We start from the raw sequence: 11190 nt of genomic DNA on the forward strand, positions 1-11190 counted from the left end.
CCCGCCGCGCCCGCGGCCGTCCAGGCGGCGACGCGGCGGGACGCCCTGCGCGGCCGGCCGGGGCGCGGCCTCGCGGGACGCGGCCGTCCGGTGCCCGGGCCAGGGGGATAGCTCATGGCGATGCCACATCCTTCTCTCGTCGGGGCTGGGCGAACACGCAGCGGACCCCGCGCGGGACGGGCGATAACCGAAAATTCCAGGGCTTCTTCAGGAGCGTCCCCGGGACGGCGCCGGGACCGGCCAAGAAAGGGGCAAGACCGCATGTCGGACGCCATGTCCACGGGAGGCGGGCTCTCTGATTGACCACCGGAGGGCACTGCGCCCCTTTGGTCCGGGCATTCGAGGAGTCACGCCGTGAAGAGAAGCTGGAAGGCCGCCATCGCCGCCGCCGGGGCGACCGCCATGACCACCGCCTCCGTGGCGTGGCCCTCGCCCGCCGGGAACGCGTCCTCCGGGAACGCGTCCTCCGGGAACGCGGTCGCCGCGAACGCGTCCTCCGGGAACGCGGTCGCCGCGAACGGCAAGGGACGCTGGGTCCTGGTCGACGCCGAGAACTTCAACCGGCCCCTGCGCGTCGACGGCGCGAAGTGGCGGCTCGACCCGCAGGGCAAGCGCAGCCCGTGGAACGTCGACGCGTTCGACGACGACGGCGAGGCCTGGACGAGGATGAGCGGCCCGCTCTTCAAGAAGCAGATGGCGACGCTGAACGTGTACCGCAAGCGCGTCGCGTTCGGCAGCAGGGGATGGCTGACCGCCGAGGTCGCCGCTGTCGACAAGAACCACGACGGACGGCCCGACTCCCGCCCCGGCCTGTCGACGGTCACCCTGCCCGGCGGGCAGAAGGCCGCGCGGCTCTCCGAGCCGAGCTGGGACGCGGGCGTGCTGATCCGGCCGACCCGCCCGCTGCCGCGGCACTACCGCGTCGAGATGACGCTGCGCGGCATCGACTTCGGCGGGAAGCGGAACGGCACGTTCGACTACAACGGCCGCCACAACGGCTACACCAAGGAGCCCTGCAAGACCCGTTACCCGTGGACGTTCACCGGCGCGCTCCCCGGAAAGTCGCGCTGCGACTACCACGACGTGACGCGGGAGAACGGCTTCTACTACATGACGATCCTCGATTACGCGACGCCCGCGCCGCACGGCAACCCGGACATCCATTTCCGGCGCAAGGTCATCATGGACGGCTATTACAGCGACCTTCCCCGCTGGAAGCGCGCCGCGACCTGCAACCCGAAGACCCGCAAGATGTACCGGACGTTCGACGGCACCTTCAACGGCGTGAACGCGCTGTTCGCGCGCGGCGACAAGTTCATCGGCGGCCCCGACAACGACATCAGCACCGAGTACTACGCCAAGACCGCCTGCGGGAACGCGTCGCTCGACCAGCCGTACGGGCCCGGCAAGCGGTTCGAGGGCCACCTGACCAGCGCGGAACTCCAGCCGCAACTGCTGCCGAAGGCGTCGTACCGGTTCGCCGTCGAGCGCGACGACACCGGGTACACGCTGGAGATGAGCGGCCCGTTCCGGTTCATCGGGCAGGCGACACTGCGCGTCCACCACGACTTCATCGAGAACGGCCGCCCGATCTGGCACTACAACCAGACGCCGGGCGAGTACGACGGCCGTTTCGACCGCAAGCTCGTCCACAAGGGCCCGAACGGAACGTGGGTCACCCCGCACACGTGGCCGAAGGGCTCGGCGTACCCCGATTCCTTCGTCATCGGCGACCCGCACCTGAACTACTACGAGGGCGAGGCGGTCATCGACGACATCCGCCTTTACGTCCCCCGCAAGAACAAGTGATCCGCTGATCAGAGCGGCTGTTATTCGACCACGGCCGGGTTGTAGGTGGGCGGGTCGCCGAGCATGGCGCGGTGGGAGTGCGGGCGGCTGCCGTCGATGTCGGTGACGCCGAGCTCCTCGCCGAGTTCCGCGCCGATGAGGACCTGTCCCGTCCATTTCATCGGGTCGGCGGAACGGGCGAGGGCGTCGATGACCCGGCCGCTGAACTCCGGCGACTCGGCTCCGGCGGCGAACGAGGCGTACTTGTCGGGGACGCCGTCGAAAAGGGCCTGGTTCCGTTCGGTCTTCAGCAGCCCCATCCACAGCGAGATGACGGCGACGTTGTAGGGACGGAAATCGACCGCCATGTCGTGGGCCATCTTGTCCACGGCGGCCTTTCCGGCGCCGTAGGCGGGGCCGTGCATGTAGCAGCGTCCGCCGAACGACGACGTGTTCACGACGAGCCCGCCGTCGCCACGGACCAGCAGCGGCGCCGCGTAGTACGTCGCGACGTACGCCGACCGCATGCCGACGTCGAGCATGTCCTGCAACCCGAGCGGCTTCTCCCAGAAGGGGCCCTTGCGGGTCAGGCCGTCGGGGATCGTGAACGCGTTGTTGACCAGGACGTCCAGCCCGCCGCGTTCCCGCTCGACCTGCTCGAACAGGGCCCTGACCTGGTCGTCGTCGGAGTGGTCGCAGATCACCGGGACGCCGGTGCCGCCGCGCTCGCCGATCTCCTCGGCGGTGGCGAAGACGCTGCCCGGCAGGTCCGCGTCGCCGTCGGCGCGGGTGCGCCCCGTCACGTACACGGTCGCGCCGGTCTCGCCGAGGGCGAGCGCGATGCCCTTACCGGCGCCGCGGCTCGCCCCGGTGACCACCGCCACCCGGTCTCCGGTCAGGCCCATCCGCCGCTCCTCGCGAGGAATTCCAGCATGGTCGCGGTCGTCTCCTCGGGTTTCTCCATCTGCATCATGTGGCCCGCGTTCTTGAGCATCCGGACGTCGCGGACGTCCTCGTAATGCTCGTGCAGTCTGCTCAGCGGGTCGTCGCCGTGCCAGCCCTCCAGGTCGGCGTCCTGCTCGCTGCCGATGAAATAGAACGGCACGGGATTCTTCCGGCCCTTGTACGCCTTCCGGTGCTCCCAGGAAAGGTCCATCGCGCGGTACCAGTTCAGCCCGCCGGTGAATCCACTGCGGCTGTAGGCGTCGACGTAGAACTCCAGTTCCAGGTCGGTCAGCCAGTTCCAGGGGACCGGCGGGGTGTCCGGCAGCGCGTCGATGTACGTCGTCCCGGGTGGCTTCCGCCAGACGTCGAGGTAGTGGTAGTCGCTGGACAGCGCGTAGAAGACCTTGCGCAGGAACTCGCGGGGCGCCGCGCCGAGGTCCCGGTCGGCGGCGCCCGGCTCGGCGAAGTAGTGGATGTGGTTGAAGTGCCGCTTCGCCTGGCGGGCGGCGAGCGTCAGCGGCGACTCGTCGCTCGGGGTGAAGAACGGGTTCTCCAGCCCGATGATCGCCGCGACGCGCTCGGGGTGGTGGTAGGCGAGGTCGTAGGCGGCGAACAGGCCGAAGTCGAGGCCGCTGAACACGGCCCGCTCCGCGCCGAGGTGGTCGAGGAGCCCGGTGACGTCGCCGACGATGTGCTCGACGCCGTATTGGCGGTGGTCGTCCGGGCCGCTCGTCCCGCCCATGCCGCGCATGTCCGGCGCGACGACCCGGAAGCCGGCGTCGGCGATCGGCCCGATCTGGTGCCGCCAGCTGAACCAGAGGTGCGGGAACCCGTGCAGGAGGACGACGAGCGGCCCCTCGCCCTGCTCCACGTAGTGGACGTCGAGGCCGTTGATGCGCGCGTACCGATGAGTCCAGCCGGCCATGCTGCGGTTCCTTCGCGACGAGGGACCTGACCTTCGGAGCGTGCAGGACGGCGGCGCCGATGGCAGCGCGATGTCTCGCTCAGTGGGAAACCGTCAGGCGCCGTCGCGCGGGAAGAACGTGATCCAGTCGGCGACCATCGCCGGGCTCCCGGTGCCCTCGGTCTCCAGTTCGTTGCGGGTCAGCACGCGCGTCCCGGCGTCCTTCTCCCGGACGTCGAGGAGCGTCGCCCGCGCCCGGACGCGCCGGCCGGTCCGCACCGGCCGCAGGAACCGGACGCTGTCGACGCCGTAGTTCAGCCCGCCGGAGCCGAGGTCCAGTTCCCGCTTGTGGAACGCGACCAGCATCGACAGCAGCAGGAACCCCGAGACCGTCCGCTCGCCGGACCCGCCGCCCCCGGACACCGGCCGGCCCATGAAGTCCTCGCGCAGGAACGTCGCGTGCCTGAACGCCTCCTCGTCGGCGCTTCCGATGAGCTCCCAGTCCGAGCAGAACAGCTCCTTGCCGACGAGGTCCGGGAAGTCGGCGAGCGAGTAGGCCATCCGGGGCGTCCTTCCGTCGTGCGGGCGGAACCGGATGATCACACATCGCGTCCGATTTGTACGCGGGACGGACCGCACACTCCGGACCCGGGGACTCCTTCCCGCGAGAGGGGAGCACGGTGCCCGGCTTTCTCGAGACCCTTCCGCTCCACACGATCACCGCGGTGTACGGCGAGGCCGGCCTCCGCGACCGGTTCTCCCGCGAGATCCTCCGCTTCCCCGAACCGGACTGGCGGCGCCTCAGCACCGCCCTGGCCCTGGCGAGCGACCTGCACCGGCAGGACCGCCGGGTCAGCGAGCCCACGATCAACCACCTGCTCCGCGTGACGCTGCGCGTCATGTGCCACTACCGGGTGGACGACGTGGACGTCCTCGTCGCCGCGCTCCTGCACGACTCCGTCGAGGACCACCCCGCCGACCTCGCCGGGGACGGCCACGGTCGCGGCGACCCGCGCGAGGCGGCCCTGGACGTGCTGGAGGCGGAGTTCGGGCCGCGCGTCGCCGGGCTCGTCCGCGCGGTGACGAACCCCGTCTACGACCGCGGCGGCGACGTCCACGCCCAGTACCGGGCGCACGTCGCCGAGAGCCTCGACCGGAACCCGTCCGCGCGCATCATCAAGGTCTCCGACTTCACCGACAACGGCGTCGGGCTGATGCACACCACCGGCCCGAAGGTCCGCAAGCTCGCCCGCAAGTACCGGCCGCTCGTCCCGCCGCTCCGGGAGCTGGTCAACCGCCCCGACACCCCGCTGGAAGCCCAGGTCAAGCAGCACATCACCGGCCAGCTCGACCGCGCCGACGAGCGCTTCGCGGCTGTGTTCTCCGCAACCCCGGCCCAGGGGTACTCGCCTGGCGGCTCGCACCCCTGACCGTGCTTGTGCGAGCGCGACCTCGCTTCGCGAGCTGCCCGGGGAGGCTCGCCTCCGGCTTCGCCTCCCCGGGCAGATAACGCGCTCGCGCGACGGCCGGGGTGCGTCGCAGCGCACCGGGTCCTGGTCACGGAGGGGCGGTGAAGGATTCGAGGAGGGTGCGCACCGTCCTCCGGAGTTCGGTAGGGGTCAGGTCGGCGGTGCCGACGACCTGTTCGTGGAGGAGGCCGTCGAGGCAGGCGACGAGGGCGGGGGCGCGCCCGGCGGCGACGGGCGCGCCCGCCGCGGCGAGGATGCCCTCGATGAGGGCCCGGTGCCGGTCGGCCGCCGCCTCCAGCACGTCCTTCAGCTCGGGCCGCCGGGTCGCCTCCAGGACGAGTTCGTACCGCGCGAGGACGCGCTCGCGGCCGGCGGTCGTCATGTGCGCGATGAGGGCGGCCGCCCGCTCGGCGATGTCGGCGAGGGTCGCCGGGTGGTCGAGCGGGGGCCGTTCCGCCATCTCCGCGAGGTCGGTCTCGGCGAGCCGCTCGACGGCGCCCTGCAGGAGCGCCTGCCGGGTGCGGAAGTAGTACGAGCAGGACCCGGGCGGCAGCCCGGCGGTCTCGTCGACCGCGCGGTGCGTCAGGCCGCGCATGCCGGCGCGCGCCAGCGTGCTGATCGCCGCCTCGGCGAGCAGCCGCCGGCGGTCGGCGCCCTGGCCCGCTGTGGTGTCGGTCACCTCTCCTCCCTCCGCGACTCTACAAGTGTAGAGTGGCGCCCGCCTCTACGGATGTAGAGGACTTTCCCGGAGGAAGGGGACTCCCATGCCCGACGAGCTTCCCGGCACCACCGACGTCCTCATCGTGGGCGCCGGGCCGGTCGGCCTGGCCCTCGCCACGGCCCTCGCCCGCGCCGGCGTCGACGCCGTGCTGATCGACAAGGCGGCGGCCGGGGCGAACACCTCGCGCGCCGCGGTCGTCCACGCCCGGACGCTCGAGGTGCTGCGCGACATCGACGTCACCGGGGACCTGGTCGAACGGGGCGTGGTCGTCCCCCGCTTCACCGTCCGCGAGCGCGACCGGGTGCTGCTGAAGGTCGACTTCGGCTCGCTCCCCACCGACTACCCGTTCACCCTGCTCGTCCCGCAGAACGTCACCGAGGAACTGCTCGGCGACCGGCTGCGCGCCGCCGGCGGGCGCGTCCTGCGCCCGCACGAGCTGGCCCACATCGGGCAGGACGGCCCGCACGTCATCGCGACCATGAAGGACGGCCGGACGATCCGGGCCCGCTACGCGGTCGGCGCGGACGGCATGCACAGCGTCGTCCGCGACAAGACCGGGATCGCGTTCACCGGCGACACCTACGCCCAGTCGTTCGTGCTCGCCGACGTCCACCTTGACTGGCCGGACGTCCCGAACGAGGTGATGCTCTTCTTCTCCGCCGAGGGCGTGACGGTGGTGGCGCCGCTGCCCGGGGGCCGGCACCGCATCGTCGCGACCGTCGACCACGCCCCCGAGGCGCCGGACCTCGCGCACGTGCAGGCGCTGCTGGACGAGCGCGGCCCGCGCGCACACCCCGTGACCGTCAAGGACCTGGTGTGGAGCTCGCGGTTCCGGGTGCACCACCGGCTCGCCGACCACTACCGCGCCGGACGGCTCTTCCTCGCCGGCGACGCCGCCCACGTGCACAGCCCGGCGGGCGGCCAGGGCATGAACACCGGCATCCAGGACGCGCTCAACCTCGCGGCCAAGCTGACCGCCGTGCTGCGCGACGGCGCCTCCGGGACCGTCCTGGACGAGTACGAGGCGGAGCGCCGTCCGGTCGCCGAGGAGGTCGTCGCGTTCACCCACAAGATCACCCGCGTCGCCACCGTGAGCGGCGGCCCGCTGCGCGGCATCCGCAACACCGCGCTCCGCGCCCTCGACTTCGTCCCGGCGGTGCACCGGACGATGGCGATGAACCTGTCCGAGCTGGCGAGCGACCCCGCCCGCCGCTGATACCGGGCGAGCGGGCGGCCGGGCCGGGCGGTCAGGCCTGGCCGGTCTCGAAGCGGCTCACCTTGCCGTCGCGGACGTCGAAGCGCCATGCGGTCCGCATCTCGCCCCAGGTGTCGTTGCGGTACCGGGCGACCAGCGACCGGCCGCCGTCGGCCTCGGACTCGACGTCCATGTGCCCGTTGGAGGAGAAGATCTCGCGGTCGGCCCACTGCCGCAGGTCGCGGTCGCTGCCGTCGTCGCTCATCGTCGCGTCGGGCGTGAGCGCCGCGCGGAACGCGTCGACGTCGTTGGCGTTGATCGCGTCCACCAGGGCGCGGACGGCCGGCTCGCTCAGCTGCTCGGCAGGGATCACGGGACCGCTCCTTCGCGGGAGGACGCCGCGCGGGCGGGTGCCGGCGGAGCGTCACGGACAGTGATGATCCCGTACCCCGGGGCGCGCGCCTCTACGCCGGGGCGCCGCGCCCCGGCCGCCGGCGGGCGGGGGCCCGGCGGCCGGGGAGCGAGGGAGCGCCGCTGACCCGCGGAGGGGCCGGGTCAGCGGGGCGGTCCGCCCACCGCGGGCTCCGGGGGGAGTCAGCGGCGGGCGGTCCGCAGGTCGTTCTTCACGACCTTGCCGGTGGCGTTGCGGGGGAGGGCGTCGACGAACTCGATCGTGCGGGGGCACTTGAAGTGCGCGATCCGGTCGCGGATCCAGTCGATGAGGGCGGGGCCGGACAGCGCGGCACCCGGGGCGGGCACCACGACGGCGTGGACGGCCTCGCCCCAGCGCTCGTCCGGGACGCCGATCACCGCGACCTCCGCCACGTCCGGGTGCTCGGCGAGCGCGGCCTCGACCTCGGCGGGGAAGACGTTCTCCCCGCCGCTGATGATCATGTCCTTGGCGCGGTCGACGACGAACAGGTAGCCGCCGGAGTCGATGCGGACGACGTCGCCGGTGCGGTACCAGCCGTCCGGGGTGAACGCGGCGGCCGTGGCGTCCGGGTCGCGCCAGTAGCCGCTGGTCAGCGAGTCGCCGCGGATGAGCAGCTCGCCGGGCTCGCCGGGCGGCACGTCCGACCCGTCCGGCCCGGTGACGCGGACCTCCCAGCCGAGCGTGACGTTCCCGGCGCTCGCCAGGTGCGGGCCGTCCGGCACGTGGTCGTCGGGGTGCAGGAGGCTGATGAACGACTGGCACTCGGTGTTGCCGTAGATCTGCCGGAACCGGCAGCCGAGGGTGTCGAGCGCGGCGCGCAGCGACGCCGGGGTGATCGGCGCGGACCCGTACTGGATCTCCCGCAGCGACGACAGGTCGGGCCGGACGGCGCGGCCCCGCACCTCGGCGACCAGCATGTCGATGAGCGTGGGCCCGGCGGTGAAGAACTCGACGCGGTCCGTCGCGATCGCGTCGACGACGGCGTCCGGCTGGAACGCGCCGTGCACGATCAGCTCCCCGGCCGTCAGCACGCACTGCATCGCCTGCGCCCATCCGGCGAGGTGGAACAGCGGCATCAGCTGCAGGTGCCGGGACCCGGGGACCTGGTCGCCGATCTCGATGGCGAAGCCGGACAGGCTGCGGATGAGCGAGGCGTTGTCCAGCGGGATCGCCTTCGGGCGCCCGGTCGTGCCGCTGGTGTGCATCAGCCCGAACACGCCCGTCGCGGACAGCCGTTCGGCGGGCCGGGGCGGCGGGGGAGCGTCCAGCTCCGCGTCCGGGACCCAGCCGCCGTCCGCCGTCCCGATCACCACGCGGGCGCGCAGGCCGGGCGCGGCCTTGCCGACGGTGCCGGTGAAGGCGGGGTCGGCGACGGCGGCGACCGGGGTGAGGAGCGCGCAGAGCCGCGCCAGCTCCGGCGCGGCGAGCCGCCAGTTGACGAACGCGGGGATCGCGCCGGCCCGCATCAGCGCGAGCGCGTGGACCAGGAAGTCGGCGCTGTTGCGCGCCATGACCGCGACGACGTCGCCGTCGCCGATCCCGAGCGCGGCCCAGCCGCCGGCGCGGCGCTCCACCGCGTCCAGCAGCTCCCCGTAGGTCAGGCGGGCGCCGCGGTCGTCGCGGACAGCGGTCCGGTCGCGGTGCGCCGACGCGCGCCATTCGAGGACGTGGATCCAGCTCTGCACGGCCCGGTGCCCCGTCAGCCCTGGAGGGGCGTGTCGCGGTCGGCGGCGGTGCGCGGTTCGTGCGCGACGTCCTCGGGCGTGAAGTCGCGCAGCCAGCACGCGAACTCCAGCAGGATGCCGTCCGGGTCCTGGAAGTAGAAGGACCGGACGTACACGCCGGGGTGCATCGAGCGGGCGACCTGGGTCGGGCTGTCGTCGTGGTTGACGATCGGCGCGACCTTCACGCCCTTGGCCTTCAGCCGGGCCCGGTACTCCTCGAACATGTCGGGCGGGACGTCGAACGCGACGTGGTTGAGCGACCCGATCCCGCTGATCCACTCGCCGAAGCCCGGCACCGTCACCGGCGCGGCGACGCCGGGGCTGGCCTCCGGGGAGTTCGGGAACCAGAAGAAGGCGAGCGAGTTGCCGTTGCCCGCGTCGAAGAAGAAGTGCTGGCCCATGCCGTCCGGCAGGTCCAGCGTCTTGATCAGCTTCATGCCGAGGACGCCGCTGTAGAAGTCCACGGTGCGCTTCATGTCCGAGCAGACCAGCGCGACGTGGTTGAAGCCGCGGATGCGGAAGGCCGGCTCCCCGCCGGTGCTCTCTGCGCTCATGCTCACTCCTCGGGTGCGGATAATCTAATGCTAACGTCAGATTTAGATACTCTCTCGCGCCGGCCCCGCTGTAAAGGGCCCGGGGACGCGCCCGCGGGGCTCCCGGGCGTCCCGGCACGAGGAGAAACCGGTGTTAGGTTCAGGTGTGGAGAAGGATCAGACCACGCGTCCGACCGTGCGCGGGCGCAAGACGCTCGCCGCGATCGAGGCCGCCGCCCGCCGGATCATCGCCCGCAAGGGCTTCCTCGCGATGACGGTCGCCGACATAGCGCAGGAGGCCGGCCGCTCGCCCGCCTCGTTCTACAACTACTACGACTCCAAGGAAGACCTGCTCGCCCACTGGGCGGACGACTTCCGCGCCGAGGCCAAGGCCCGCGCGGTGGTCGCCTACAAGCACGGCGTGCCGCACCGCGAGCGCGTCATGGAGTCGGCGCGCGCGCACTGGATGACCTATCGCGAACGGCTCGCCGAGATGGTCGGCGTCTTCCAGCTCGCCATGATCAACGAGGAGTTCGCCGGGCACTGGCGCGAGCTGTGCGACGACGCCGTGGAGAGCATCGCCGAGAGCGTCCGGCGCGCGCAGCGGGAGGGCTACTGCCCCGGCGTCGACCCGGGCCTCACGGCCGCGGCGATCGTCGCGATGCTCAACCAGTTCTGCTACGACCGCCTCGCCGGCGCGGGCGAGGACGCCGACATCGACGACGAGGCCGCGATCCGCGCCCTCGGCGAGATCTGGTACCGCGCCATCTACTGGCGGGCCGACTAGGGCCTGTTTCTTGGATCGGCTGACGGTGGGCGTTGGTTGGGTCACTGTGGGTTGATGGGTCGTGGTGACTTGACCGATGCGCAGTGGGAGCGGCTGGCGCCGTTGCTGCCGCCGACGGGCGGGCGGGGTGGTCGGTGGGTCGACCATCGTCGGGTGATCAATGGGATCTGTCATCGGGTGCGGACCGGTGTGCCCTGGCGTGATCTGCCGCCGGAGTTCGGGGAGTGGATCACTGTCTACAAGCGGTTTCGGCGCTGGTCGGCGGATGGGACTTGGGAGCGGCTGCTTCAGGTGGTGCGCGCCCAGGCCGACGCCGCCGGGGACATCGACTGGCGGGTGTCGGTCGATTCCACGATCCAGCGGGCGCATCAGCACGCGGCCGGCGCCCCGCACCGGCCGCCGCCCGCCCCACCTGAAAGGGGGGACGGCGCCGGGACGAACCAGGACAACCCGTCATGGCGCGAGCTGGTCGCCCTGCTGGAGGAGGTGGCCCGGCAGGCGAAGCACTAGGACGTTCCCGCGGCGGGTTGTCCACCAAGATTCATCTGGCCGCCGACGGCCGCTGCCGGGTCCTGTCCTTCCTGGTCACTCCTGGTCAGTGGGGTGACAGCCCGCAGTTCGTCGCGGTCCTGGACGCCATCAACGTGACGCGGCTGGGGCCGGGTCGCCCGCGCCGCCGTCCCGATCACGT

Annotated in this window: 11 protein-coding genes and 2 pseudogenes; 6 read left to right on the forward strand and 7 right to left on the reverse strand. The window is 72.1% G+C overall.

The window, feature by feature from the left end; translation table 11 throughout:
- Positions 1-354: 354 nt before the first annotated feature.
- The gene (locus F9B16_RS45140) at positions 355-1809 is read left to right on the forward strand and encodes a hypothetical protein (RefSeq protein WP_192809317.1); all 1455 of its coding nucleotides are present in this window, start codon (positions 355-357) and stop codon (positions 1807-1809) included.
- 20 nt (positions 1810-1829) lie between these two features.
- Here the strand turns inward: F9B16_RS45140 and F9B16_RS45145 are convergent, their stop codons facing one another.
- The 3 genes from F9B16_RS45145 to F9B16_RS45155 all read right to left on the reverse strand — a co-directional run bounded on the left by F9B16_RS45145 (position 1830) and on the right by F9B16_RS45155 (position 4198).
- A complete protein-coding gene (locus tag F9B16_RS45145; RefSeq protein WP_151546430.1) occupies positions 1830-2693 on the reverse strand; it encodes an SDR family NAD(P)-dependent oxidoreductase in 864 nt (287 codons plus the stop codon).
- Complete coding sequence (locus F9B16_RS45150) at positions 2684-3658, reverse strand: alpha/beta fold hydrolase (RefSeq protein ID WP_151546431.1); 975 nt, start codon at positions 3656-3658, stop codon at positions 2684-2686. The genes F9B16_RS45145 and F9B16_RS45150 overlap by 10 nt, the downstream gene beginning before the upstream one ends.
- Positions 3659-3751: 93 nt before the next feature.
- Complete coding sequence (locus tag F9B16_RS45155; protein WP_151546432.1) at positions 3752-4198, reverse strand: MaoC/PaaZ C-terminal domain-containing protein; 447 nt, start codon at positions 4196-4198, stop codon at positions 3752-3754.
- A gap of 119 nt (positions 4199-4317) precedes the next feature.
- On the opposite strand from F9B16_RS45155, the gene F9B16_RS45160 reads away from it, so the two are divergent.
- The gene (locus F9B16_RS45160) at positions 4318-5067 is read left to right on the forward strand and encodes an HD domain-containing protein (protein ID WP_151546433.1); all 750 of its coding nucleotides are present in this window, start codon (positions 4318-4320) and stop codon (positions 5065-5067) included.
- 127 nt (positions 5068-5194) lie between these two features.
- Here F9B16_RS45160 and F9B16_RS45165 read toward each other — a convergent pair whose 3' ends face one another.
- Positions 5195-5785 (reverse strand): TetR/AcrR family transcriptional regulator, encoded by a 591-nt coding sequence (locus tag F9B16_RS45165; RefSeq protein WP_151546434.1) that lies wholly within the window; start codon positions 5783-5785, stop codon positions 5195-5197.
- An 85-nt stretch (positions 5786-5870) separates the two neighbouring features.
- Between F9B16_RS45165 and F9B16_RS45170 the strand changes: the two genes are divergently transcribed.
- Positions 5871-7043 carry an FAD-dependent monooxygenase gene (locus F9B16_RS45170; protein ID WP_151546435.1) on the forward strand — a complete coding sequence of 391 codons (1173 nt, stop codon included), beginning with the start codon at positions 5871-5873 and terminating at the stop codon, positions 7041-7043.
- A gap of 31 nt (positions 7044-7074) precedes the next feature.
- Here F9B16_RS45170 and F9B16_RS45175 read toward each other — a convergent pair whose 3' ends face one another.
- The 3 genes from F9B16_RS45175 to F9B16_RS45185 all read right to left on the reverse strand — a co-directional run bounded on the left by F9B16_RS45175 (position 7075) and on the right by F9B16_RS45185 (position 9733).
- Positions 7075-7395 carry a nuclear transport factor 2-like protein gene (locus F9B16_RS45175; RefSeq protein WP_151546436.1) on the reverse strand — a complete coding sequence of 107 codons (321 nt, stop codon included), beginning with the start codon at positions 7393-7395 and terminating at the stop codon, positions 7075-7077.
- 221 nt (positions 7396-7616) lie between these two features.
- Positions 7617-9140 carry a class I adenylate-forming enzyme family protein gene (locus F9B16_RS45180; protein ID WP_151546437.1) on the reverse strand — a complete coding sequence of 508 codons (1524 nt, stop codon included), beginning with the start codon at positions 9138-9140 and terminating at the stop codon, positions 7617-7619.
- A gap of 14 nt (positions 9141-9154) precedes the next feature.
- Positions 9155-9733, reverse strand: a complete 579-nt coding sequence (locus F9B16_RS45185) for a VOC family protein (protein WP_151546438.1) — start codon at positions 9731-9733, stop codon at positions 9155-9157.
- 145 nt (positions 9734-9878) lie between these two features.
- Between F9B16_RS45185 and F9B16_RS45190 the strand changes: the two genes are divergently transcribed.
- From F9B16_RS45190 to F9B16_RS54305, 3 genes and pseudogenes are all read left to right on the forward strand, one after another.
- Positions 9879-10499 carry a TetR/AcrR family transcriptional regulator gene (locus tag F9B16_RS45190; RefSeq protein ID WP_151546439.1) on the forward strand — a complete coding sequence of 207 codons (621 nt, stop codon included), beginning with the start codon at positions 9879-9881 and terminating at the stop codon, positions 10497-10499.
- A gap of 54 nt (positions 10500-10553) precedes the next feature.
- A pseudogene (locus tag F9B16_RS54300) lies at positions 10554-10893 on the forward strand (IS5 family transposase); the annotation flags it as partial.
- Positions 10894-10999: 106 nt separating this feature from the next.
- Positions 11000-11190: pseudogene (locus F9B16_RS54305) on the forward strand (IS5/IS1182 family transposase); the annotation flags it as partial.

Source organism: Actinomadura montaniterrae, from assembly GCF_008923365.1.
GTDB lineage: Bacteria > Actinomycetota > Actinomycetes > Streptosporangiales > Streptosporangiaceae > Spirillospora > Spirillospora montaniterrae.